The organism is Halonotius roseus, assembly GCF_006861655.1.
Taxonomy (GTDB): Archaea; Halobacteriota; Halobacteria; order Halobacteriales; family Haloferacaceae; genus Halonotius; species Halonotius roseus.
In genome coordinates this window covers 502,125-527,640 of sequence record NZ_SESI01000002.1, presented here as the reverse complement: position 1 = coordinate 527,640, position 25,516 = coordinate 502,125, and the positions used below count along the sequence as shown (strand labels likewise).

Genomic DNA, 25,516 nt, shown 5'->3' with positions numbered 1-25,516 from the left:
TCGCAGCCGAATGTGATAGTGTGGCAGAGAGCCTGCTACTGACAGTCGTTGCCATCTTCGCGGTCGGGATCGCCGGCCAGCTGCTCGGCGGTCGGCTGCGCGTGCCGAGTGTCATCTTCTATCTGGGTGGCGGGCTGCTCCTCGGCGAGGTCGGGATCGGGCTGATCAGCCTCGACACCTTCGGGGCCGGGCTGACAACGGTCGTCGGCCTCAGCGTGGCGGTCATCGTCTTTGACGGGGCCTTCGCGCTCCGGCTCGACCGCATCCGCGCCGCGGAAACCGCCTCCCTGCGCTTGGTGACGGTCGGCGCGCTCATCACGCTGGTCGGGACGGCCGTCGCCGTCCGCCTGCTGACCGGCACGGCGTGGGATCTCGCCTTCCTCATCGGCGCGCTGCTCGTTGCGACCGGCCCGACAGTCATCACGCCGATCGTCACCGTCGTCCGCCTCCGACCGCACGTCTCGGCGGCCCTCGAAACCGAGGGGATCGTCAACGACGTGACCGCGGCGATCGCGGCTGTCGTCATCTTCGAGGAGATCCTCCTGCGGGAGGCCTTCGGGCCGAACACGCTACTCGCGTTTGCCGAACGGCTCGGGGTCGGCGTCGCCAGCGGGCTGCTGGCTGCCGGGGCAACGTACTACCTGCTCCGCGAGGAGCTGCTGCCGGGCGACGGCACCCGGTCGGCGCGGTTTACCGTCCTGCTGGCAGCCATCGGTGCCTACGGCGTCGCCGACACAGTCTCCGCCGAAGCCGGGGTCGCGGCGGTCGCAACCGCCGGGCTCGTCCTCGCCAACGTCGACATCCCCCACCGCGAAACCATCGAGTCGTTCACCGAGGATATGACGCTGCTGTTGCTCGCCTTTGTCTTCGTCTCGCTGGCGGCGTTGGTCGATGTCGAGGCCGTGCTGGGCCTCGGGGTCGCCGGGATCGCTCTCGTGGCGGTGCTTATGTTGGTGATCCGGCCGGTGGTCGCGCTCATCTCGACGGCCGGCATCGAGCAGTTCACCTGGTCGGAGCGGCTGTTCCTGTCGGCAGTCGGGCCGCGCGGGATCATCCCGGCGAGCGTGGCGACGCTGTTTGCGATCGAGCTGGCCGCCGGCGGCGATGACGCCGCGGCGGCGACGCTGCTCGGGGCCGTCTTCATCGTCATCTTTGCGACCGATGCCATCGAGGCGGGCTTTGCCCGACAGATCGGCGACGCACTCGGAGTGACACCAATGCGCATGATAATCGTCGGCGGCGGCCGGGTCGGCCGGTCGCTCGCCACCCAACTGGAGAACAGAAACGAGTTCGTTGTCATCGTCGACAACGACCCAGAGCAGTGTGAGAAAACCCGTGAAGCCGGCTTCCAGGTCGTCACCGGCGACGGCACCGAAGCCGCCACCCTCAGCAAGGCCGGGATCGACGAGGCGAAAGGGCTGGTCGCGGTCACAGCCGACGACGATATCAATCTGCTCATCTGCCAGACGGCGATGACGAAGTTCGATCTCGACGACGTGTATGCTCGGGTCAACAACACCGAAAACGTCGAGAAGTTCGAGTCGCTTGGCGTGATCGCTGTCGACGAACCGCAGGCGGCCGCCTACGCCTTGGACAATCAGATCGAGCGGCCGGCACTGGCCCGCTGGATGAACGATCTCGGCGACGGCCACGACATCATCGAGATCGAGATGACCGCCGAACACATCGCCGGCAAATCGATCCGAGAGCTCACCGACGAGATCCCGGGCGGCTGTCTCATCGCCGAGATCGGCCGCGGCGACGACGCCCACGTGCCCGATGCTGACGAAACGATCGAGTACGGCGACCGGATTACGTTCCTCGGCGATTCCGCTGCGGTGAAGAAAGCGGTTGGTCGGTTTCATCCCCACGACTGAGGCGGGATCGATTTAGCGTGACCACCAGCCGTCAGTGCTCGGGGTCGTCTTGATCCATCATCTCAACGACCTCTGCACGGGAGACGAGTTCGGCGTCACCGGATCGGAGGTCATGTTCGCTCGCCGCGATCTGTTTCCACCCTTCCCGCGAGAAGGCAGGGTGTTTCACCGCATCGCGGGCGGCATACCGGAGGAACTCGCTTCTGGAGTTGAATCCCTCCTCTTTCCACGTCGTGTCGATGTCGTCGAGAAACGCCTTACTGAGCCGGAGATTGATCTGTACGGTTTCGGGGTCGTCGGCTCCGTCCGGAGAATCTGCTTCTGACATATACGTATGCTTTACGTGGCTATATGCGTAAACTTTGGCTTGGATCGATCATCGTCTCCAACGACCTGTACCAACAGCTGAAGCCGAATCGCTTGACAATGACAGCAGCAAGACGCTCTGGAAACTGGTTGGTTCCTACTGGCGTGCGAATAATCCCGAGTTGGATACGGTCTGATCTGCTCTGTTGAATAGCGGTGGTCGGAGAGGGAGACAGAAATTGAGTCGGCGTGTGAGTAGTTGAGAGTCGTGGCCTCAACCCCGGTTCCGATTTAGCATCGCTCAGAAGACGCTATTCAACACAGCAGAATGGTCAGGGCTTGGCCGTCCACCCAACTCGTCAGGCTGGAACTCACGATGGCTCATTGGTGAGCCACTCAACAGCTTCGTCAAACTTCGCAAAATACTGACGCTCAATATCGTCAGCCGTTGATTGTTCTGTGACGGTATCAAGTGTCATTTTGGTGGCCACATGCTGGGTAGCCAAGGCCGCGATTTGGTTAACCCCAGCAAGCTCGGCCTTTGGGCCCCAACTTTCGGCACTCCAACGCATTTCGGATTCCGGCAACGGTGGGTGATCCCGTGTATCGGCCAACACATTTTGACAGCCCGTCTCATTGACTGCAGTAATGATGCTGTCCATGTACTTCCGGAATTGATTTTCTCCAGGGTAGTCGGTCATCTTAGCAATAACGACATTGATTTCATCATGGTATTCAACGGTCGCGAAATCACCATCAAAATATCGGGTGGACATATTTTTACTCTTAATTATGCGGGTTTGCAATAACTCTATGGGACACATCATACTCAATATTAACAAGTGAACAATTTGCTCTTGTCAAGAATTAGGCTTTTGCCGAAGATAGTGAAATAATCCTATATGATTTCTGTCAGGATGCACGATGCAAGATGTACAGCGCGAATCGCTCAAAGGGCCTCTTTTGAATCGCTCAGTACAGGAGTAATAATGCACATGTCTCTGGATGCGAATTTATTCCGTGCGAATGGCATAGCCTGTTATACCGAGCCCTATTGAGGAGAGAACCGTGAGCGAGGCAAACCCAATCGTCAAAATCCCCGAAAAGAGGATTGTACCCACAGTGCCAGTAAGGAATGCAGATACAAACACGAACCCCATACCGACAAGAGGTTTATTGATATCTACTGTATGACCTAGTTTGTAAAATAACTATCGGGTAAGCATACGCTTCGTCTCGGCTGATTCGTGATTTGGATTAAAAAACAACGCAGTTCTCGTGCTGATTAGACCCTTACCTCTTGCACAGCAAATGGGGACGTATCAGCAGCTATGTGTTTTTACCAATTAGCTGAGAACTCCAAGTGATTGTCTCGCTGCGATATTAATTATAATCCCGCCAGCGATACCCGCACTCCTTGCATTTAAAGAATCTAGTCGGCGGTTCGTCGGCCGCGCCGGTCTGTTTGATCGTGTACCACGCTTCGCCGTGGCCGCACTCATCGCATTTCACGTCGTCAGCGGTCGGTTTCCCCTCGAACTGGTCGTTTTCGGCGGTTTCGATGAGTTCGTCGCCGCTCTGTTCGGTCGTCGAGACAAACTGGTCGGCGCGCTCGTCGTCGCGGTCGGCGGTCGCCCCACAGTCGTCGTTGGTGCAGACCATCGCGCCGTCCTCTGTGACCATCATCGTGCCGCACTCGTCGCAAAACTGCATACCCGCGCTACTGGCCGGGATGGTTTAGTCCCGTTGGCCGCGGTCGAAGACCGGCCCGTCGGCGGTGACGACCGGGCAGTTGGCGACGTGAAACCGGCCGTCGTGTAGCGGTTCGAGAATGGTAGTGTCCGCGTTGGCGCACTCGCCCGCCGAGTCGTCGAACTGCGGACACTGCTCACAGTAGACCGCCGGCTCGATGACGGCTGTCGTCCCGGCGATCACCTCGGTCGGTTTGGTGTCGCTCGCTGGCGGCGGGGTATCGATTTCGCCCGCCGCGCTGTCGGTGACATCCCGCCACGGTACCTCGCTGTCGGTCGCCGATGCCGTGTCTCCCCCAGTTTCGGCATCAGCGGCCCGCTCGTCGGCTGACTCGTTGTTCGCCATGTGGCAACGCAACACACACCTAGTAGTTAATATTTCGGACATACTAGGCTGTTGACCACTCCAAAAGGGAGGCTTAGTGGATCTTCCGGACGTTGCTCAGGTCGTAGCCCCGATCGTGAAGCTCGCTTTCGAAGGCGGCGATCTCGTCTCGATCCAGCCGATCGAGCGCGCTGGGGAGCTCCCGGATCGACAGCAGGCGGGCGCGCTGGGAGCCGCCGGTCTCCCACGCAAACGACAGCGTTCCGGTCGTCGCCGCCGAGAGGCTGCCCAGCTGGGGGTCGGTCACCGCCTCCGCGTCGGCGACGACGAGCACCAGCCCACCGCGGGCGGTGACCAACCGCGTCAGCCCGCGAAGCAGGCGGACGACAGCATCCCACGCCACCGTCTCCTCGGGGAGATCATCGAGATCGGTGATCGCGTCGATCACAACGAGGTTCCCGCCGACGGCGTCGTCCAGCGACGCCCGCAACGCCGAGAGGATCCCAGATGTGTCGGTCGCGCCGTGACCTTCGGTGTCTGTCATCGCGGCTGTGTCACTCGCTGTTTCGGCATCGCTGTCAGCAGCCTCGGGTATCCCCTCGCGCTCGCCGTCAGCAGCGTCCGGTCTTCCCTCACCCTCATCCTCGCCCTCGCCTTCGCCCTCGCTGTCGTCTGTGATCGCCCCCACATCCTCGGCGTACTCGAACGGATCTGTCGCGTCGATCTCCTCGACAGCGTCGTCGTCGGTGTCGACACCGGGCAGCGTCGACGCCGGGTCGTCGTGTTGGTACCACGCGTCCGGCACGTCGGTCGCCTCGAAGTAGGTCTCGGAGAGATCGTGGTGGCTGATCCCGTCGGTCGCCTGGGCGGCGATCTCGCTGCTGACGGTCTCGGTCAGCGTCGCCTCCAGAGAGCCGGCTGTCGCGGCCACCGAGAGATAGTGGACGCTCGCGGGGACGATCACCCCCTCGTGGTCGATCCCGCGGTAGTGGTGTTCGAAGGCGGCGTTGTTGGTTGTCGCCAGGGCGTTGATCGCCGCGCTGGTGTGGGCGAACTTCCGGCCGCCTGCCCCGGGTTCGGTCGCCAGCAGTACGACGCTGCCCGTGGGGACACCCCCATCGAGCATCGAATCCAGCCGGGAGACGCCGAACGGCATATCGACCATAGAAGCTGATTCGGCTACGACCGTTTAGCCGTTACGTCGATCGGGTCGCCAGCAACGCGCGCGCCGTGGTTTCGCCCCGCAACGACCTGTACGTCGCCGTCGATCCCGGCCACCTCAAGCGCCGTCCGGCCGGCGTCGCGGGCCGCCTCGGCGTGGCCGGCGTCGGTGATCCCGTAGACGGTCGGCCCCCACGAGGATTGCCCCGCCCCGTAGATCGCCGGCGACCCCGACAGCGCGTCGACGAGTTCGCCGACCGGCGGCCGGTAGACGCCGCCCTGTTCGTCGGCGTACCACGCGCCGTTGAGCCGGCCGATCTCGGCGACCGCCTTCCCAAAGCGGTCGGCGTCGCCGGCGGCGATCGCGGGCAACACCCGCCGAGTGAGCAGCCCCGAGATCCGGTCGGCGATCGCCGGCTCGGCGCGCTCGATGGCCGCCCGGATGCTGTCGTCCTCAACGTCGCCGCTGCGACCCGGCTCGCTGTCGGGGACAACGAGCAGAAATCGCCAGTCGTCGGGAACCGGGTGGCGGGCGGCGACCGGCGGCACCGTCCAGTCGCCGTCCTGTGGCCGGTCGGTCGTGAACCGCGCGGTCGGATGGCCGCCGTCGAGGACGAAGCCGCCGGCCTCGAAGGTCGCCACGCCGATCCCCGAGCGGCCCCCGCGACCAAGAGCGGGGGCGATCTCCCGAACTGCAATCCCTTTGTCGTACGCGCCGGCGACCGCCGTGGCGACAGCGAGTGCCTGCTGGGTACCGCTTCCGAGACCGACGTGTGCCGGGAGCTGCTGGTCGACCCGCAGTGAGACCCCGTCGACACCCAACTGCTCGCAGACCGTTTCGGCGACCGATTCGATCGCCGGCGGCGCGTCGACCGCGTCGGCGGGGGTTGCCGACAGCGATACCTGCGGCCCCTCAAGGGCGACACCGAGCGCCCCGTAGAGTCGGCTGTGGGACAGCGAGAGGTTGCTAAACCCGAAATGAAGCCGCCCACCGACGGCGACCTGTGTCATGTGACCGCTTCGACAGCCGGGGGTATTCAGGTTTCGACAGCGGCAGCCTCCGGGGGTAGCGGCCGCGATCGATCGCGGCTATCCACAGAACTCTTCGAGGAAGGTGTTGACACCGCTGTCGCTGCCGGCGATGACAAGGCGGTCGTCGGCGTCGATCCGGAAGTCGGCATCGAGATCGGTCAGCGTCGTGTCGTCGCGTTCGACGGCGACGACGGTACAGCCGGTTCGCGCTCTGATCTTCGCGCCCTCCAGCGTCTCGCCGGCAAGCCCCGGTGCTGTCGTCTTGATGATCTCGACGTTGGTCTCGATGCCGAGGATCTCCTCGTCGTCGATGACAAGCGACGCGATCGATCGGCCGCTGACCGTCGCCAACGAGAGCACGTAGTCCGCGCCCGCACGGTAGGTTTTCGGCACCGCGCCTCCGGTTTCGGCGCGAGCGATGATCTCCGTCTCCGGATCAAGATCGCGGACGATCAGCGTCGCAAACTCGGTGGCGGTCTCATCCGGGATCGCCAACACAACCGACGCGGCCCCGTCAACACCGGCCGATTCGAGCGTCTCGGTGACCGTTGCGTCGCCGACGATGTCGACGCCCGGTTTCTCCTTTTTGTCGACGACCGTATGTGCGATATTGGCCGCCGAAAGCAGCTCCGAGACGGCCTGGCCGACCTGCCCGTAGCCGACGATGATCGTCTTCCCGCGGCCGAACTGCCGGATGCGAGAGCCGGTCGCGCTGCGGAGCCGATCTAAGGCGGCTCGATCGCCGGTCACCAACAGTGTCATCCCGCGCGCCAAGGGGGTCTCCAGCGGCGGCGGCGTCGTGAACTCGCCTTTGTACCACACGCCGACGACGTTGACGCTGTACCGGTCGCGGATGTCGCTGTTGGCCAGCGTTTGGCCGGCGAGTTCGCTGTCGCCCCGGACGGGGATCTCGCCGAGTTCGAGATCCTCTCCCAGCCGGATCGACTCACCGAGATCGGCCTCGACGGTGGTCGTTACCTTCCGTGCCAGCCCCTCACCGAGCAGCTGTCGCGGTGTCACGACGTGATCCGCGCCGGCCAGCTCGTGGTAGCTGGTGTGGGCTGGCTCCTCGACGACGCTGACGACGGTCACCGTCTCGCTGAGCTCCCGGGCCGCAAGCACGATGCTCGCATCGACCCGATCGGAGACATCGGCGACGAGCGCGCGGGCGGTGTCGAGATTCGCGCTCCGCAGGGCTTCCGTCGACTGTGGATCACCGGTGATGACGCTGTAGCCGTCGGTGTAGAGCTCGGCCGCCTGGTCGTCGTCGGGTTCGACAAGCACGTAGTCGGTATCCGCCGACTCAAGCTCGGCGATCAGCTCGCGGGCGCGATCGGTGTAGGTACAGACGACCACGTGATCCGCCAACTCGTCGTCGACGGCGGTCGGCACCGAGACCGAAAACGCATCCCGAAACCACGGCAGCAACACGGCCGGCAAGGCGAGAAAGAACAGGCCGACGCCGGTGAGATCCAACAGCACGACCAGCGCGTTCATCTCCGGGCTTTTCCAGGGGGCATCCGAGCCGTAGCCGGTGGCGGTGATCGTCTCGACGACGACCTGTCCCGAGTGAAACAGCGAGATCTCCGTCCCCGGTGGCGGGTAGGGGCCGGGCTCGAAGGCGCGCATCCCGGCGTCGTAGACGACCGCCATGACAACGACAAAGACAGCGACAAAGACGACGAAGTAGGCCACCCGCTTCCGGAGACTTCGCATACCCGAGCAATGTGGTGGGTGTAGAAAACACCGGCGTCTGGCGGCGACGAGAGCAGTCATCTTCGTGTCGGCGTGGTAGCAAACAACAGAACCCAACGATCCGACAGCCCATCGCGTCCATCGAAACCGTTTTCATGAAACCTGCCGCACAGTCGGTATGCCACCCGAACCGACCACCGAATACGACCCCACGCTGGGGGAGAAGTTTATTTTCGTCACAGGCGGCGTGATGTCCGGGCTCGGAAAGGGGATCACCGCCGCGAGCACGGGCCGCCTGCTGGCGAATGCCGGCTTCGACGTGACCGCGGTCAAGGTAGACCCCTATCTCAACGTCGACGCCGGGACGATGAACCCCTACGAGCACGGCGAGGTCTACGTCCTCAAGGACGGCGGCGAGGTCGATCTTGATCTTGGCAACTACGAACGCTTCCTCGGGATCGACATGACCTCCGACCACAACGTGACGACGGGCAAAACCTACCAGAGCGTCATCGAAGCCGAGCGCGCCGGCGACTACCTCGGCAAAACCGTCCAGATCATCCCGCATGTCACCGACGACATCAAACGCCGCATCCGTGAGGCCGCCGAAGGCACCGACGTGTGTATCGTCGAGATCGGCGGCACCGTCGGCGACATCGAGTCGATGCCGTTCCTCGAATCCTTGCGACAGTTTGCCAGCGAGGAACGTGACGAGGATCTGCTCTTCATGCACGTCACGCTCGTCCCGAACTCGATGAACGGCGAGCAGAAGACCAAACCCACCCAACACAGCGTCAAGGAACTGCGATCGATCGGGCTTCAACCCGATATCCTCGTTGGGCGCAACGAGGAGCGACTCAACACGAAGACGAAGACGAAGATCGCCCGCTTCTGTGACGTGTCGACCGATGCCGTCTTTTCGAACCCCGATGTCGACGACATCTACAAGGTGCCGCTGATGGTCGAAGACGAAGGCCTCGACGAGTACGTGATGAAGCGGCTCGGGATCGACGCCGACGCGGTGCCGAAGGCCGACCGATCCCAGCGGTGGCGGGATCTGGTCACCCGCGAGCGAACCGGCAGCGTCGAGATCGCCCTCGTCGGCAAATACGGCCTCGAAGACGCCTATATGTCGATCCACGAGGCCCTGAAACACGCCGGCATCGAACGCAAAACCGACGTGGACGTGCTGTGGGTTGATGCCGACGAAATGGAAGAAAAACACGCCGAGCGGATGGAGTCGGCCGACGGGATCATCGTCCCCGGCGGCTTCGGCTCCCGTGGCGCGGAGGGAAAGATCGACGCCGTGCGCTACGCCCGCGAGAACGACGTGCCGTTCCTCGGGCTCTGTCTTGGCTTCCAGATGGCCGTTATCGAGCAGGCCCGCAACGTCCTCGGCCTCGATGGCGCGCACTCCGCCGAAATCGACGAGGACACCCCCCATCCGGTCATCGACATCCTGCCCGAACAGAAGGAGATCGACGACATGGGCGGGACGATGCGCCTCGGCGCGCACGAAACCCAGATCGAACCCGCCACGCTGGCCGCCGAGATCTACGAGGCTGACTCCTGTACCGAGCGGCACCGCCACCGCTATGAGGTCAACCCCGAGTATATCGACGAACTGGAATCCGGGAACATGGTCTTCTCCGGTGTCTCGGGCCGCCGGATGGAGATCCTCGAATTGGAGGATCATCCGTTCTTCCTCGGGACGCAGTTCCATCCCGAGTTCCGCTCACGGCCCGACCGCGCGAGCCCGCCGTTCGTGAGCTTCCTCGATGCGGTGATGGAGCGCAATCAGGCACCGGATCGTACCGAAACCGACGACGACACCGAAACCGAGGCGACCATTTAGATGGTAAACCCAACCGAGTTCATCGACGAGGCAGTCGAATCGATCAGCGAGCAGATCGGCGACGACAACGCGATCATCGCACTCTCCGGCGGCGTTGACTCCTCCGTGGCGGCGACGCTGGCCTATCGGGCGGTCGGCGACCAGCTAACACCGGTCTACGTCGACACCGGCCTGATGCGAAAAGGCGAAACCGAGCAGATCCGCGAGACGTTTTCGTTCATGGACTCCCTCCAGATCGTCGACGCCCGCGAGCGGTTCCTCGACGCGCTGGAGGGCGTCACCGACCCCGAGGAGAAACGCAAGGTCATCGGCGAGCAGTTCATCCGCGAGTTCGAACGCGAGGCGAAGGAAACCGACGCCAAGCAGTTAGTGCAGGGAACCATCTACCCCGACCGCATCGAGTCGGAAGGCAACATCAAATCCCACCACAACGTCGGCGGGCTGCCCGACGTGGTCGATTTCGAGGGGATCGTCGAACCCGTTCGCGACCTCTACAAGGATGAAGTCCGCGAGGTCGCCCGCGAACTCGACCTCGAAGAAATTATCTCCGAACGCATGCCGTTCCCCGGCCCCGGCCTCGCAGTGCGGATTATCGGCGAGGTAACCCCTGAGAAGGTCGAAGTCGCCCGCGAGTCCTGCCACGTTGTCGAAGAAGAGCTCGAAGAGTACGAACCGTGGCAGGCTTTCGCCGCCGTGATCGGAAAAGCGACGGGTGTCAAGGGCGACAACCGCGTTCACGGCTGGGTCGTCGCCGTCCGGTCGGTCGAGAGCCGCGACGGGATGACCGCCCGCGCCCAGGAGATCGACTGGGATACGCTCCAGCGCATCCAGAGTCGCATTACGGGTGAAAACGACAACGTCGCCCGCGTCGTCTACGACGTGACCCACAAACCGCCGGCGACCATCGAGTACGAATGAGCAAGACCGCAATCGTCGCCGGCCCTGATCCCGACGGCCTCGGCAACGCACTCGCAAGCGAGGGCTTCAGCATCACTCAGATCGAGGATGTGGTGTCGTCGTCAACGCTGGAAGCCGCCGGCATCGACGCCGCCGCGATGTTGGTACTGACCGATGTAGGCGAGGCCAGCGGGATCCCCGTGGCGAAGGAACTGAACCCGGATGTGCGCGTGGTCGTCTACAGCGAGCAGTCGCTGCCAGAGGTCGCCACGCGGCAGACGGATCTGGCTGTCGATCCCGCGTTGTTGGATGTCAGCGTCGTCGCCGAGGAGTTGGCTGCGGACTAGCTTTCGTCGTCGAACGTTTCACGAACCGACGCAAAAACGAGACTGTCGTGATCGAACGGTTCAGCGCGCCCGAAGGTCGCCGCTCCAGTATCGCGGAACGCTTCTTCGCCCCACTCATCGCCGTAGGTCACTGTCTCCAGTTCAGTTTGACTCATGGGACATCACCTGTTTACTCGAACACAGTCTCTCAGCATAATTCTTCTTGCGCAGCTCAAACGGTGTCGCCGAGGAGTTGGCTGGCAGCGATCAGTAACTCCTATAAATTTCTTTTGACGCTTAGTCCGAGTTGTAATCCGACGAAAACGGGCGCAACTGTGGCTAAAACACGGTAATTCGAGGCTACTGCTATCCGGGTTGAAGTGGGAACCGCCGGTAGGCCGAATCGCAATGAACCGAACCACGATCATGGCAGTGGTGATGGCCGTCTGCCTGCTGGCCGTCCCGATCGCCTCGGGTGCGGTCGCAGCCCAGACCGCCGACGAGGCGACCAACGAGACGGAACCCAACGAGACTGAGGAGGGCGACGATACGTCCGATGACGACGCGTCAGATGCTGACGGGTCAGAGGATGCTGACGATAGCGACGCTGAGAACGAAACCGACGATGCCGACAACGAGAACGACGATGCCGACGATGCCGACAGCGACGACGCCAACGATGCCGACAACGAGACCGATGTCGCGTACGACGCGACGCTCGACAACGGCACGGTCACCGTCTCGGTGACCGAAAACGACTCGGCTGTCGCAAACGCGACCGTCGCGGTCAACGAGACCGTGGTCGGCGCGACCGACGGGAACGGCACCGTCGCCTTCGACCTCGGCAATCGCTCGGCGGTTGCGCTCTCGGTGACCGTCGACAACGTCACCCAGACGACCGTCTACGCGGTTGAGGACGGCTCGCTCGTGGCCCAAGACGACGAGGGCCCGCCGACAGCGATGCCGGAGCCGGTGCCTGATCAGGTCTCAACGATTCACGAGATCATCAGCGCGTTCCAGAACGGCGAGTACGACAAGCTCGGGCCGATCGTCTCCTCGGCAGCCGGCAACGGCAACGGGCCTGAGAACCCGGGCAACGGCTCGGGGAACGCCCCCGACCGACCGGGCAACGCTGGCAACGCGCCACCACAGGCCGGCAACGCCGGGAACGCACCCGGGCAAGCCGATCGCGGTGCCGAGAACGCGCCTGGCAACGCCGGAAACGCGGGCGCGGTCGACGCTGACGATGCCGGTGACGCCGCCGACAGTGACGAGAACGACAGACCGGGTCGCAACGGCAACGGCCCGAGCAACGCCGGAAACGCCGGCAACGGAAATCCGGGCAACAGCGGTAACGGAAACGCCGGCAACGGAGGTGGTGCCCCCTAATCGGTAGCAGTACGCACACTCTGTGATCGGTGTCACTCCACTCCGATCATCTTCCGGGCACGCCCACACGCCATCTGAGGCACTCCTCGGCGTGTGGGTTGCGGTTCTCGCTGACGCCCTCCACGATTGCGGTCACGCTTTTGCAACCGTATGTTCGGCTGTTGAGCGAGAGCGTTCGACGACAGCAACGCAACAAAAACAGCACCGACCGACTCAAAACCGCCGAGTCGACGCGTTATCCGGTATTTTTCATCCCGGCAGCGATCCCATTGACCGTCAGCCGCAGGGTTCGCTCCTCGGCCTCGGTGAGATGCGTCTGGCTCAACAGGTGGGTCTGCAGCAGATTCAGCGGATCGACGTAGGGGTTCCGGCGTTCGAGACTCTCCTCGAACCACTCACGCCGCAGCAGCGAGCTTCGGCCGGTGATCTCCAGCATGTATTCGACGGTCTGTTCGTACTCGGCTTCGAGCCGGGGTTGGAACTCCTCGCGCAGCTCGCTGTCGGCGAGGGCGGCGTACTCGTCGGCGATCTCGAGATCCGTTCGCGCAAGCGCGATCGTCGCCCGATCGAATGTCGTCCGGAAGAACGGCCACTCCTCGTACATCTCGGCGAGCGTGTCGAGATCGCCGCCATCGTCGAGATAGGCGTCGATCCCTGCGGCGATCGAGTACCACCCCGGCAGGATACACCGCGATTGGGTCCAGGAGAACACCCACGGGATCGCCCGCAGATCCTCGACCGATCGCTCCTCGGAGCGGGAGGCCGGCCGCGAGCCGAGGTTGAGGTTCTCGATCACCGTGATCGGCGTCGCCTGCTCGAAGTAGGAGACGAAGCCATCGGTTTCCAGCAGGTCGCGGTAGGCCTCGCGGGCGGCGGTGGTCATCGTGTTCATCGCGTCGCTCCACTCGTCGGGCACCTCCTCGATCGGCTCTTGGATCGCGTTGTGGCGGGCCCGAATCTGGGCGTCAAGCATCTGTTCGAGGTTGCGCTCGGCGATCCGCGGGGTGCCGTACTTCTCGGCGATGACCTCACCCTGCTCGGTGAACTTCACCTGACCGGTCACGGTCTCGTTGGGCAAGGCGAGCAGCGCGCGGTTCATCGGGCCGCCACCCCGTGAGATCGAGCCGCCGCGGCCGTGGAACATCCGCATCGTGACGCCGTAGTTCTCGGTGATCTCCGCGAGGCGACGCTGGTTGTTGTAGAGATCCCAGTTGGCGGCCATGAACCCGTTTTCCTTGTTTGAGTCCGAATACCCCAGCAGGATCTCCTGGGTGTTGCCGCGGATCTCAAGAGCCTGTTTGTAGGCCTCGTTTTCGAACAGCGTCCCCATGATCCGATCGGCCCCGTTGAGCGCGTACTCGGTCTCCAACAGCGGGACGATGTCGATGCCGACATGGTCGGGCAGCGAGACCACATCGACCTGATCGGCGAGGAAGAGGACTTCGAGGGCGTGGCTTGGCTCCTCAGCCATCGAGATACAGTAGGTGTCGATGGCCTCCATCCCGTACTCCTTCTGCCAGTCGCCGAGCGCGAGAAACCGGTCGATGACCTTCTGGGACTCCTCGCTGAGCTCGCCCGGTGACTCCATATCGAGCAGCGGTTCGTCCTGAAGGATGGCGTCGGTCAGGAGCTCGACGCGCTCCTCTTCATCGAGGCCGCGGTAGTCGATCCCCTCGTTTGCGAGGGCCTCATCGAGGGCTTTGGTGTGTTGGATGCGGTGATCCCGGAGGTCGAGGCTGGCCAGCGAGAAGCCGAAGGTGTCGACCTGTCGGATCAGCGGCTGGATGTACGTGTCGGCGATGTCGACACCGCCGTAGGCCCGCAGGCTGGCGTCGACGGTTTCGAGATCCGCCAGCAGCTCCTCGCTTTCCTCGTAGCCGCCGGGCCGGACATCGCCGACGCGGTCGAGTCGCTCCCGCATCAGACCGAACTTCTGGCGGTAGGGCTCCTCGGGGTACCGCTCCTTGGCTTCCTCCGAGACCGAGGGGAAGCGTTCGATGTCAGCCTCCAGTGAGGATTTGAACGCGCCGGTCGTCGCATACCGGTCGCCGTCCTGACTCAATACGGCCGAGAGCCGCTTGAGCCGGGTTTTGTACCGATCAAGGACGATATTCCGCTGGGTTGCCAGCGTCTCGTCGGTCACGTCGACGGTGACGAAGGGGTTGCCGTCACGATCGCTGCCGGCCCACGACCGGAACTCGAAGAGCTTGGGGATATCGATATCGGGGTACTCGTCGGTGACGGCCTCCTCGAACTCGGAGTAGACCTCGCCGACGACATCGAACAGCGTGTTTTCGAGATACCACTGGATGTTGCGCGCCTCGTCTTGGGGTTCGGGCTGTCGCTGTCGAACCTGCCGGGTCTGCCAGAGGCTTGTCACCTCGGCGTTGATATCCTCCCAGACATCCTCGGCTTCCTGGTCGGTGAGGTTGTGTTCGTCCAGCGTCTGGAGGTGGTCGCCGATCGAGCGGAGCTTGGCCTTGATCGTTCGGCGGCGGGCTTCCGTCGGGTGGGCGGTGAAGGTCGGCTCGATCAACACATCGTCGAGGATGCCCTCGACGCCGTCGGCGTCGACATCGGCCTCGGTCAGCGTTTCGACGGTTCGATCGAAGCTGTCGTCGAGGGTGCCTTCCTGAGAGCCTGTCCGTACTGCCCGGACGCGTTCGCGCTCCTCGGCGAGGTTGATGAGCTCGAAGTAGGTGGTGAACGCGCGGGCGATCTCGCCTTCCTCACCCGGTGAGAGCTGATCGATGGTTTCTCGCAGCTCCTCGCGGGAGTCGATCTCGTCGTCGCGGTAGGCGATCGCCGTCTTTCGGAGGGATTCGACGGTTTCGAACGCGTCGCTTGAGGTTTGTTCTTTCAGTACGTCACCGAGTAGGGCACCGAGTTCACGGACATCCTGCCGCACACCTCGGTTGTGCAAAGACATACCGTATGGTAGAACAACCCACTCGTAAAAGTCTCACCACATCGGCTATCTGTTCGATTTCGACAGATATACCACGCGAGAGGAGACAAGCAGGCTGATTTCGGTTGGTTCGGGGGGCGGATATTCGTCATGCTTTTCACGCCCGCGACCAACCGTCAGTTATGAGCGAAGACGACAAATATCCCCCAGAATCCGGGCGACGGCGGTTCGTCAAAGGCGTCGTCGGCGGTGGCGCGCTCGCCGGCGTTGGCGCGACCGGTGCGGTTTCTGTCAACTCACTCACCACCGCCTCAGGTGCGGGTGGTGGGACGGTCGAAGCCCGCGTTATCGAGAACACAGCCGGCCCGGCCCCGCGCGGGATGCCACAGATCCCCATCGAGATCGACGATGAGGGGTTCATCAAGGGTGTCTGGCCGGAAGTAACAACGGAGACACAACAGGGGGTTGAGTTCGAGGTCGCCAAGGCGGAGGATTTCAAGGGTTCGGGTGTCACCTACTCCCAGGAGTGGTTCCAGTACTGCGGGCTCGAATCGAACAACGCACTCGTTCCTAGCTACGAGTCGGACAACTACTTTGTCGCCGTCGAAGGGCCCGATTACGCGTGGCAACAGGAGGCGAAATCGGAGGGCGATCAGTTCAACATCAGCGATTTCGAGGATTACACCGAGTGGGGCAACGGGATCGGCCAAGCAGGGCTCGGCAAACCCGCGGAGGCAAAGTGGCGATCCGCCGATTCGGAAAACCTGGTTCCGGTGAATATCATTCGATCCGACGCTATCGAAGAGGCCGCCCAGGATGATCCGTGGCTGCAGGCCAGCACCGACCAAGGCGTTATGGCGTGGCTGAACAAGTGTACGCACTTCTGCTGTGTGCCGGGATACAAGGAACTCACCGGCTCGGCGAACTACGACGCCGAGGATCGGGTCTACTGTCAGTGTCACCAGTCGGTGTACAATCCGTTCTCGATCGTCAGTGCGATCTACGTCGGCCGGCCGCGACCGGACGACTAACGCTGTAGCATAACGGCCACCGTCGCCGACCCGCGTCTTTTTCAGCGTTCTCCGCCGAAGGCCGCTATGAGCGACCGCGCCGCCTTCACCGACGACCGCGACCGTGCCCGCACGCTGTTGGACGACGACTCCATCACCGCGCTCCATCTGGGCGTGATCCGCGACGACGAGACCGTCGACACCGTCGTCGCCAGAGATCCGACCAGCGATTACGAACCGAGCATTCACACCCTCTCGTTGTTGGCGACCCACATTCGGGCGGTCGCCGCCGAGGCCGGTGCCGACTACGAGGCTGTCGCCGCCGACGCGGCAGCGATCGCCGGCCAGCTCGATGAGCTGCCGATCGAAGGGGCGGCTGACGAGATCGACGAGGCGATGGCCGATGCTGAGAACACCACCGATACAGCGACCGATGTCGACGAAGACACTCACGACGAGTGACTCGGGTGGAGAACAACCGTTTTGTGTCGGGCTGATCGGAGCGTCGTGTATGAACGACAGCCAGCTACCGGACGGATCGCTCCCCGCAAAAGTGGTCGCGCTGCCTGCGTTTGTGGGGCTGTTGGTACTCGGCATCGCAAACGGCGGCGGGTTCACGCCGCTCGGGATCGCACAGGCGGTTCCGGCGGCGGTCGTCATCGGCGGTTTGATCGTTCGGTTTCTCTGATCGAGCCGATAGCCGCAGCTGCCGATGAGCTTGGGGAACGAGTTGTCGACACTCCTGTTGATGAAACGGGGCGTGACCGCGCTGAATCCGATTTATTTGTCTTTTTTCACGATGACAGAACATAACAGCAGAGATTTACCAATATATATTGTGAGTTGTTGCATGCAAGAAGTAATTCCAGTTACGCTATTATCAGGAACACTTGGAGCTGGTAAAACGACATTTTTGAAACAAATCATAACATGTGAACATAATTATAGGATGGGAGTTGTGATTAACGATGTAGGTGAAATCAATGTGGATGCAAACTTAATAGAGAGACATGTTGAGAGCGACGAAATGATTGAGCTCTCAAATGGATGTATCTGTTGTAGTATGCGAGGAGATCTGGAAGATTCATTAATTGAGTTAGCAACCACGGAGGAACTTGACCACCTACTTATTGAGCCTTCTGGTATAAGTCATCCAAAACCGGTTGCAAAAGAACTGATTCAGGGGCGTTCTTCTGCATACTATGATCTTGATAGTATCATAACTATTGTTGATGCTCGGAATTTCTACGATAACTTAGTTGATAAAAAAATCGGCACGGACGGTAATTCAAATAACAAAAAACCACTCCCGAATCAGATGATAGATGGAATAGAATTTTGTGACACCATACTAATAAATAAAAAAGATTTGGTAAATCAGATTGAACTTACGAACGTTACCGAGACGATCGAGAATATCCAATCAAAAGCCGAAATAAAGGTGACTGAATTTGGCGACGTAGAGCCAAAAGAAGTTATTAACACTGGTCGATTTGACCCAGAGGACGTAGCAAATTCTCCGGTATGGAAACAAGTTCTTCATGAGAAAGAAACTGGCGCAGAAGATACCAGAAACTCCGATCAGGGGAACCACCAACACCTGTCGGATGAATATTCTATTGATTCTTTTGTATTTCAGTGTCATCAACCAATGGATCCAAAACGATTGGCTACTACACTGAAATCGTTACCAGATGAAATTCTCAGAATCAAAGGACGTGTACACGTTGCTGGAATTAAAGACTATGCGTTGAATCTTTCAGTGTCCGGTAACCACGCTTACCTTGACGTTTCTGGACGTTGGATAGCATCACTACCACAGGCTCGTCAGAACAACTATCAAGAAACGAGGGAAATAGAATGGCATGAAACGTGGGGCGATCGAGAAACAAAAATCGTCATAATTGGCCAGGATATGGATATCAATTCATTCAAACAGACGCTTGAAAACTGCGTCTGCTCCAGCACCGATTATGAGCAGGTTTCTGCTGATCCATTCCCACAGACAGAAGGTGAATTTATAAATTTTTAATCTGTTTTATTATCCCTGAAAAATACAGGCTGCGTCCAAGCAGTAGCCCCGTCAGATCCTTCAATCCGAGCTCGAACATACAGCTCAGAGCCGGTGAACGAGTATGATGGGTGAGTTGAATTATCTCTTTTAAGCACTTCGGCTGGATCATCACGAATCTCATCTGCCGGAGAGCCTTTTTTTCCAATAAATGTCGTTCGATACTGGGTCGGGTTATGTATTCCAGATGTCCACCCAATGTCTTTGCTTGCTGTTGGGAGCTGAATTTCAAAGACATTATCAGTTACTGTTATTTCTTCAAACTTAATCGGAAGCGTCAGATCATGTTTAACACAATAAAAGTCCCCCCTGCTAACAGCATTAAGGATCTGTTCTGTTGTGAGTTCACGGGCGCGAACAAACACTGAGGTTCGTCCTGGTAATGACGGTGCATACGTCCGCATTTCTCCTTCAACTGGTCTTGTTTGGGGGCCAAACCGATCAAAATGGTGAGAATCATCAGCGGCTATTGCGTAGAGGGTACGGCCTGTCGAGAGTACTTGATCCCAGATTTCTGTGGTTGACGGGTGGTCGCCACCACCTCTGTCGTTCATCCCAGGTTCAGTCGTAATCATCTCAAAATGGCTGAGTATATCAGGATCGACACTAAGGATCTCTTCAGCACCGGCTGCCCATGTCAGGTTTGGGTGTGCAATCGCTGTCAAACATCCAGCCTCCGAAAGACGCTGGGCTTGAAGTTTGTATGTTTGCTTGGCGGGCTCTGATGGGACGGTCACAGAACGGCTGTTTGCTGATCCTTGATCTGCTGTGCCCGTTAATTCGGTATCATCTATCGCCGGAACAACGCTATCAAAATGTACTTTCTCAGGTGTACCGCCGTAACCCATTACATCATGGATGTTTCCTTCATGATAGGTACTGGTCTCCATCCCCTGTAATATGATAAACTGTTCTGGCTCATCGTACACTGATTTAAGATCTGAAACAGGGGTAGCGTAGTTGAGATCAGTTATTGCTGCAAAATCATAGCCATGTTCTTTGTACCACTGTACTACGTCGGATTTGTCATGGACGTTGGTATGGACATGGAGCTGTCCACGATACCACTGATAGTCGCTACTATTATCGTTTGAAGTGGTATGAGGAGAAAAAACCTGGTGATTGGATGTATTTGAACTCACACGCCTACTTTTGTACGATATAATTTATATTTTGTCCATGTTCGTTTCTCTTACCATATTTGAACGAATGTGCGTTAGTCTATCTTGTTATTACACTGCCATTAGATCTCACCCGCCGCAGAATATCATTGCCGTCATGCTGTTTGAGCGCGGTCTCTACATCAGTAAGTTGTTGAACACCACCTGGTTGCAGGTAATTTAGCATGTCAATAGCGGCATCATGGAGATGCTGATCACTACCAGCCGTCGTTTCTTCAACTACACGAAAGACATAATCTCGCTCATGAGCCCCTTGAGCTGTATAATGGACGCACACATTTGTCGTGACACCAGCAATAATGAGTGTATCAATATCATACGTAGATAATAAATGGGTGAGGTCAGTGTTATGGAAGCAGTTATACCGCCGTTTTTTTATTAGATATTCGCCAGCAGGGAGATCTCCCTCGCTGATATCGAACGCTGACGAAATTTGCTCGCCCTCTGTTCCAGCGATCGTATGTTCCTCTTCTATCGAAAGTAATTCCGCACCATAATCACTGAGATCTGGTCTGTGAGATTCTTTCGTCCATATAATCGGAATTTCTGCGTCTCGGGCAGTGTGGACAAGGTGACGAATATTTCCAATTACCTTCTCGATGCCGTCAACTGACGAGGATGGACAATACACTGCACCATCCTCCTCAAGAAAATCGTTTTGTGGGTCAATCACGAGTAAGGCTGGCTGGTTGCCGATTGGGCCTGGATTCGTTGGAAGCATTATGATCATATCGATGTAATAGCGGTAAATAAGCAGGGGATCACAGATTGAATAAATAGCCAATTTTATTAATTTATCATCCGTACTTTGGTGGATTATGGCCTATCGATTATCATATTAGGTATCAAAGGTCTCAGGTAGAATACGAATAAGTAACAACGGTAGGTGCCTACAATAAATAGATTAATAATACTACTTCGGATTAGGAGAACTCTTTTATATACAAAAATCTCTGACTTAATCGGATGTTTGAATTACAGTCGCAGAACTGTAATAAAATATTAATCAACAGCTTACAATCGCAAATAGAGAACAAATATGAGTGAAAATAAACAGACACGAAGAAAGTACATAGCAACGACAGCGACGATAGCAGGTGCCGGATTAGCAGGGTGTACAGGTGGTACAAGCTCTGGTTCGGCAAATGAAGACGATCCGATTAAAATCGGTGTGTTGGAGGATCAATCTGGTCGTTTTGCAACGATAGGCAAGCCAAAGTGGCAGGCCTCAAAACTCGCAATTGATGAAATAAATAGCAACGGTGGGATTAATGGAAGACAGATCGAGCTCTTTGATCCAGATCCACAATCAGATGCTAACAGGTATCAACAACTAACAGAACGCTTGATTACTCAAGAAAATGTTGATGCATTGATTGCTACGTATGCAAGCCCTCATCGGGAAGCAATACGCCCAATTGTCGATAGAAATGAGCAGCTGTATTTCTACACAACTCAGTATGAAGGTGGAGTCTGTGATTCATACACCTTCTGTACCGGTGCAACAGCACGCCAGCAGATCGAACATGTTGTCACTCATTTGCTGAACAAGTATGATGCTGAAACGATCTACACTGTAGCACCTGACTATAACTTCGGACAAATATCAGCTGATTGGGTAGAAATCATCGCGCAAGAGAATGATGCTGAGGTAATCGATGAAGAATTTATCCCTTCATCGAATAGTCAGTTTGGTTCAACAATTAGCAATATCTCTGAGGCTGACCCAGATATAATTATGTCGTTCTTGACCGGACAGTTCCAGACAAGCTTTTTCTCACAACGAGCCTCTGCCGGCCTCTCAATCCCAATTGGAACCTCCATTACAATGGCGCAGGCATATGAACACACACGCTTCGACCCACCTGCCTTAGAAGACGTGCATGTTGCAACGAATTATATGCAAGAAATGGAGGGAGAATCCGCCGTTGATTATCGTGACGCGTTCCAATCGAAATTCCCAGACGCGCCATACGTAAATCAAGAGTCACAAAACAATTACTTTACACTTTATCTGTACAAGAAGGCGGTCGAGGAGGCTGGAACCACAGACCAACAGGAGGTAATTAGTACACTGGAAGAGGGTATGAGTATTAGTGCGCCGGAAGGAGAACTTACCTTAGACGGTGAAACTCACCACATGTCCCATAACATGAATATTGCTCGAGCAGATGAAAATCATAATATCTCCTTCTCAAATGAAGAGATGATTCAAGAGCAATTCCTGTCTCAGACAGTTGGTTGTGATCTAACTTCTACCGAGGAAACAGAATTCTATACCCCATCAGAGTTTTTCGACTTGTAAACTGCCCTGGGGTCAAGCCTCGTGGCACTCTCCTTGCTCATCTATAGTAAGAAAATACAGACACTAACTAACGATCTGGGTGGTTAAAACCGTCTACGTTCGTTAGCGATATAGAACGCGTCACCCAAACTGATAGCCCGCAAGCGACGAGCAGGCCGCCGGCAGCGTTTCGAGCGCGTCTTGAACCGCGTCGATCGCGGGTTTCCCAACCCGATCCGGATTACCGAGCAGCCGGACTGATTGTGTCCCGATCGAGACGAAGCCGAGGTCGTGGCGGTCGGCCGTCGCCCGCAGCCCGAGCCCGACAGCCGCCCGATCGTCGGCGACGCGGCGGGCGGGGCTTTCGACCCCACTCACAGTCGCTTCGTAGCCATCGATCGCCGTCGTCAAATCGTGGCGGTCGACGCCGCGAGCATCGGCCAGCGCGTCGAGTTCGGCATCGAAGCTGACGCGCAGCCCGGACTCGCGGTTGCGGTTGACAAACCGGTGGTCGTCGTCGACGAGATCAGCGAGCCCGTCGATCCCATCGGGATTTCCATCGGCGACGATCAGCCCCCACTCCCGTGACCAGCCACCGAGCTCGACCGCATCGATCTCGCGGTCGGTCGGGCCGGCGACGACGGCGAGATCAGGAACCCCGTTCCGGAGCCGACGCAGCCCCTCGCGGCTCCCGACCGGGAGGAATCGCGGGCGATCGAGGATATCCAGCAGCTCGGTGAGCCCCGGATCGGCCTCACCGACCGCAAGCAGGCCTGGCGTGCGCACGTCAGGATCGAACAGCTGTACGGTCACCGACTCGCCCGCCGCGAGGTAGTCGGTGTCGGGGCCGATCTCGACAACGCCGTCGGCATCAACGAGGCTCGTCGTCGCCCCTGACCCCTTGTCGACCGGGTACACCAGCGTGTTGCCATCGGCGTCCTCGATCAGCCCGACAGACAGCAGCCGAAGCCGGCCCTCATCGTGTCGCTGCTGGGCGATCAGCTTGCCGTCGACGGTCGCGGTCGTCGGCTCGGGCTGGCCCGTGGCGGCCCGGATCGCCGGCGCGACAAAGATCCGGAAGATCGTCAGCGCCGAAACGGGGTAGCCCGGCAGGCCGATGTAGGCTGACCGTGCCGTCTCGTCGCCGTTTTTCGCCGCGGTCTCGCTGTCGCCGCCCTCCGGCTGATCGATCCGCCCGACCAGCATCGGCTTGCCTGGTTTGACCGCCACACCGTGCAACAGGAGTTCGCCGCGTTCCTCGATGACGCGATAGATCACGTCGACCGCGCTGGCTGAGGTCGACCCCGAGGAGAGCACGAGATCACATTCGTCGGCGGCTTGCCGGAGCAAGTCCTCCATCGTCTCGAAATCGTCGCCGGCGTGGGGGTAGACAACCGGCTCGCCGCCGGCCCCCTCGACGCCCGCGGCGATCGTGGTCGTGTTGACATCGTATATCTCGCCGCGCTCGCTGTCGAGGGACTCACCTGGCGGGACGAGCTCGTCGCCTGTCGAGATGATCCCGATGCGTGGGCGCGCCCGAACCGGCACCTCGTCGACGCCGAGTGCCGACAGCAGGCCGATCTCCCGCGGCGTCAGCCGCGTTCCGGGGCCGAGTGCGCGCGTGCCGGCGGCGATATCCGCGCCCGCGAGCATGATGTTCTCGCTTGGCGCGACCGCGGTTCGGATCTCGATGGCGGTGTCGTTGTTGTTGGCGTCGCCACCGATCTCGTCGGTTCGCTCGACGACGACGACCGCGTCGGCTCCCGGTGGCATGACCGCGCCGGTCGAAATCTCGACGCAGGTGTCGGGGTTGACCGATACGTCCGGCTTCTCGCCGGCATGGACTGTCCCAGCAAGATCGAGCACCGTGGGATCGGCTTCACCCGCGCCGACGGTGTCGCTGGCCTGCACGGCGTAGCCGTCCATCGCCGCCCGGTCGAATCCTGGCACGTCGATCCCGGCGTCGACCCGTTCCGCCAGCACGCGGCCGCGGGCGTCGCGGAGATCGACGTGTTCGACCCCGCCGCCGAGATCGAGGTCGGCGATCGTTTCGCGGACGGTTTCGGGATCGGCCAGCGTGCGGAACTCCTTGGTCATGACATTGCCTCCCAGTGTTCGACTTCGACGCTCTCGCCCGCGCTGTAGCCCTCCCGCTCCTCGGGGACGACGACCCAGCCATCCGCGAGCGCGACGCTGGAGAGGATGCCCGCGCCGCCGGTGCGGACTGGCGTTGCGGTGCGGTCTGGGTCGTCGCCATCGTCGCCGATGGCGGCGTTCTCGCTGTCGCCGTCGCCATCGCTCGTTTCGACGCGAGCAAAGGTTCGGGTGCCGGGCTCGCTGGGGAGTTTGCGTTCCAATGTCGCCGACTGCGTTGGGATCGGCTCGACGGGCATGTTGCCCGCTCGTTTGAGCGCGGGCCGGAGGAACTGCTGGGCGGTGACGATACAGGCGACCGGGTTGCCGGGCAGCATGAGCACGGGCGTCTCCTCGACGACGCCGAGGCCGACAGGGTAGCCGGGTTTGATCGCCACGCCGTGGACGAGCACCTCACCGAGTTCGTCGACGACCTCCGGGAGCAGGTCGCGCTCGCCGACCGAGGAGCCCCCTGTCGTGACGATCACGTCCTTCGTGAGATCGCGCTGGATCGCCGCCCGGAGTGCCGCTTTGTCGTCGGTGACGGTGTTGCGGTAGGTTGCGACGCCGCCCCAGCGGTTGACCAACTGCGAGACGGTCAGCCCGTTGGTCTCGATGAGCTCGCCCGGTTCGGGATCGCGTTCGACGAGCTCCTCGCCGGTCGGGACGACCCCGGCGGTCGGCTCCTGGTAGGCCTCGATCTCGTCGCAGCCGACCGATCTCAGCAGGCCGAGATCCGATGGTCGAAGCCGGTGGCCCGGCTCATAGAGCGACTGGCCCTCGTTGACATCCTCACCAACGGGGCCGACGTTGCTGCCCTTAGCGAGTGCGGTGAAGACCTCGATCTCGCTGCCGATCTCTTCGACTTGTTCGATCTTCATGACGGCGTCGGCTCCATCCGGGATTTCGCTGCCGGTGTGGACGGGAACGGCTCCGCCGGGTCGGCAGTCGGCCTCACGGTCGAGGGCATCCAAGACGACGGGGCTGTGAGCCGACGCGCCGACGGTGTCGCCCGCCTGGACAGCGTAGCCATCCATCGCGGCGCGCTCGTAGTTCGGCACAGGGTTCGGCGCGGTGAGCCCTGTCGCCACCACACGGCCGTCGGCCAGCGACAGCCGCAGGCGTTCGGTGCGATCGTGTGGCGTGATCGCCGACAGCAACTGCTCGCGGGCGGCCACAAGGCGGGTTCGCTCCTTGAACCCGGCGCGGCGTCGATCCTCGGTTGACATGGGCCCCTTTGTTGGGCAACCCTCTTAAGCCGCGGCCTCGCGGCACACCCCGACCGCGGGGTTTTTCGACCTCCCGACCCTACACC

Annotated in this window: 23 protein-coding genes; 10 read left to right on the top strand and 13 right to left on the bottom strand. The window is 59.9% G+C overall.

All coding sequences use genetic code 11. The features are described from left to right. The first annotated feature begins 20 nt into the window (after positions 1-20). Positions 21-1,877, top strand: coding sequence for an NAD-binding protein (locus EWF95_RS08760; protein WP_221886635.1), 1,857 nt, complete (start codon positions 21-23; stop codon positions 1,875-1,877). A 31-nt stretch (positions 1,878-1,908) separates the two neighbouring features. On the opposite strand, the gene EWF95_RS08755 is transcribed toward EWF95_RS08760, so the two are convergent. The 7 genes from EWF95_RS08755 to EWF95_RS08725 form a co-directional block, all read right to left on the bottom strand. After that, on the bottom strand, positions 1,909-2,205 hold the full coding sequence (locus EWF95_RS08755) for a ribbon-helix-helix domain-containing protein (RefSeq protein ID WP_142443677.1): 297 nt from the start codon (positions 2,203-2,205) through the stop codon (positions 1,909-1,911). 349 nt (positions 2,206-2,554) lie between these two features. Then, entirely contained in the window at positions 2,555-2,959 is a 405-nt protein-coding gene (locus tag EWF95_RS08750) for a hypothetical protein (RefSeq protein ID WP_142443676.1), read from the bottom strand. Positions 2,960-3,566: 607 nt separating this feature from the next. Further along, positions 3,567-3,896, bottom strand: a complete 330-nt coding sequence (locus tag EWF95_RS08745; RefSeq protein WP_142443675.1) for a transcription factor S — start codon at positions 3,894-3,896, stop codon at positions 3,567-3,569. Between the two features lie 24 nt (positions 3,897-3,920). Then, positions 3,921-4,280: a hypothetical protein gene (locus tag EWF95_RS08740; RefSeq protein ID WP_142443674.1), complete on the bottom strand. Its 360-nt coding sequence runs from the start codon at positions 4,278-4,280 to the stop codon at positions 3,921-3,923. Between the two features lie 73 nt (positions 4,281-4,353). Next, a complete protein-coding gene (locus tag EWF95_RS08735) occupies positions 4,354-5,424 on the bottom strand; it encodes a hypothetical protein (RefSeq protein WP_142443673.1) in 1,071 nt (356 codons plus the stop codon). 14 nt (positions 5,425-5,438) lie between these two features. Then, positions 5,439-6,431 carry a beta-ribofuranosylaminobenzene 5'-phosphate synthase family protein gene (locus EWF95_RS08730; protein ID WP_142443672.1) on the bottom strand — a complete coding sequence of 331 codons (993 nt, stop codon included), beginning with the start codon at positions 6,429-6,431 and terminating at the stop codon, positions 5,439-5,441. Between the two features lie 78 nt (positions 6,432-6,509). Beyond that, on the bottom strand, positions 6,510-8,168 hold the full coding sequence (locus EWF95_RS08725) for a potassium channel family protein (protein WP_142443671.1): 1,659 nt from the start codon (positions 8,166-8,168) through the stop codon (positions 6,510-6,512). Positions 8,169-8,325: 157 nt separating this feature from the next. Between EWF95_RS08725 and EWF95_RS08720 the strand changes: the two genes are divergently transcribed. From EWF95_RS08720 to EWF95_RS08710, 3 genes are read left to right on the top strand one after another with little or no spacing between them, the layout of a single operon-like run. Beyond that, a complete protein-coding gene (locus EWF95_RS08720) occupies positions 8,326-10,002 on the top strand; it encodes a CTP synthase (RefSeq protein WP_142443670.1) in 1,677 nt (558 codons plus the stop codon). After that, entirely contained in the window at positions 10,003-10,920 is a 918-nt protein-coding gene (gene guaA, locus EWF95_RS08715) for a glutamine-hydrolyzing GMP synthase (protein ID WP_142443669.1), read from the top strand. It abuts the gene before it with no gap. Further along, positions 10,917-11,246, top strand: coding sequence for a DUF7126 family protein (locus EWF95_RS08710; RefSeq protein WP_142443668.1), 330 nt, complete (start codon positions 10,917-10,919; stop codon positions 11,244-11,246). The genes guaA and EWF95_RS08710 overlap by 4 nt, the downstream gene beginning before the upstream one ends. Here the strand turns inward: EWF95_RS08710 and EWF95_RS13550 are convergent. Further along, positions 11,243-11,401, bottom strand: coding sequence for a hypothetical protein (locus EWF95_RS13550; protein ID WP_185911747.1), 159 nt, complete (start codon positions 11,399-11,401; stop codon positions 11,243-11,245). The genes EWF95_RS08710 and EWF95_RS13550 overlap by 4 nt on opposite strands. 232 nt (positions 11,402-11,633) lie before the next feature. Here EWF95_RS13550 and EWF95_RS08705 point away from each other — a divergent pair, with 232 nt between their 5' ends. Then, positions 11,634-12,614 carry a hypothetical protein gene (locus EWF95_RS08705; RefSeq protein ID WP_142443667.1) on the top strand — a complete coding sequence of 327 codons (981 nt, stop codon included), beginning with the start codon at positions 11,634-11,636 and terminating at the stop codon, positions 12,612-12,614. Positions 12,615-12,849: 235 nt separating this feature from the next. Here EWF95_RS08705 and ppc read toward each other — a convergent pair whose 3' ends face one another. Continuing rightward, complete coding sequence (gene ppc / locus EWF95_RS08700; RefSeq protein ID WP_142443666.1) at positions 12,850-15,543, bottom strand: phosphoenolpyruvate carboxylase; 2,694 nt, start codon at positions 15,541-15,543, stop codon at positions 12,850-12,852. A 161-nt stretch (positions 15,544-15,704) separates the two neighbouring features. Between ppc and EWF95_RS08695 the strand changes: the two genes are divergently transcribed. From EWF95_RS08695 to EWF95_RS08685, 4 genes are all read left to right on the top strand, one after another. Then, a complete protein-coding gene (locus tag EWF95_RS08695; RefSeq protein WP_142443665.1) occupies positions 15,705-16,553 on the top strand; it encodes a ubiquinol-cytochrome c reductase iron-sulfur subunit in 849 nt (282 codons plus the stop codon). 66 nt (positions 16,554-16,619) lie between these two features. Beyond that, on the top strand, positions 16,620-16,994 hold the full coding sequence (locus tag EWF95_RS08690) for a hypothetical protein (protein ID WP_185911746.1): 375 nt from the start codon (positions 16,620-16,622) through the stop codon (positions 16,992-16,994). A 49-nt stretch (positions 16,995-17,043) separates the two neighbouring features. After that, positions 17,044-17,220, top strand: coding sequence for a hypothetical protein (locus tag EWF95_RS13545; RefSeq protein ID WP_185911745.1), 177 nt, complete (start codon positions 17,044-17,046; stop codon positions 17,218-17,220). A 162-nt stretch (positions 17,221-17,382) separates the two neighbouring features. Continuing rightward, a complete protein-coding gene (locus tag EWF95_RS08685) occupies positions 17,383-18,564 on the top strand; it encodes a CobW family GTP-binding protein (protein WP_185911744.1) in 1,182 nt (393 codons plus the stop codon). Here EWF95_RS08685 and EWF95_RS08680 read toward each other — a convergent pair. Beyond that, positions 18,561-19,745 (bottom strand): hypothetical protein, encoded by a 1,185-nt coding sequence (locus tag EWF95_RS08680; protein ID WP_142443663.1) that lies wholly within the window; start codon positions 19,743-19,745, stop codon positions 18,561-18,563. The two genes, EWF95_RS08685 and EWF95_RS08680, sit on opposite strands and share 4 nt — an antisense overlap. A gap of 79 nt (positions 19,746-19,824) precedes the next feature. Continuing rightward, a complete protein-coding gene (locus EWF95_RS08675) occupies positions 19,825-20,505 on the bottom strand; it encodes a cysteine hydrolase family protein (RefSeq protein ID WP_185911743.1) in 681 nt (226 codons plus the stop codon). Positions 20,506-20,823: 318 nt separating this feature from the next. On the opposite strand from EWF95_RS08675, the gene EWF95_RS08670 reads away from it, so the two are divergent. After that, positions 20,824-22,089, top strand: a complete 1,266-nt coding sequence (locus tag EWF95_RS08670) for an urea ABC transporter substrate-binding protein (protein WP_142443661.1) — start codon at positions 20,824-20,826, stop codon at positions 22,087-22,089. Positions 22,090-22,209: 120 nt separating this feature from the next. On the opposite strand, the gene EWF95_RS08665 is transcribed toward EWF95_RS08670, so the two are convergent. Together EWF95_RS08665 and EWF95_RS08660 are read right to left on the bottom strand one after the other, a co-directional pair. Next, positions 22,210-24,165, bottom strand: coding sequence for a molybdopterin biosynthesis protein (locus EWF95_RS08665; RefSeq protein ID WP_142443660.1), 1,956 nt, complete (start codon positions 24,163-24,165; stop codon positions 22,210-22,212). Further along, positions 24,162-25,430 carry a molybdopterin molybdotransferase MoeA gene (locus EWF95_RS08660; protein ID WP_142443659.1) on the bottom strand — a complete coding sequence of 423 codons (1,269 nt, stop codon included), beginning with the start codon at positions 25,428-25,430 and terminating at the stop codon, positions 24,162-24,164. Before EWF95_RS08660 ends, EWF95_RS08665 begins: the two co-directional genes overlap by 4 nt. Positions 25,431-25,516: the final 86 nt, after the last annotated feature.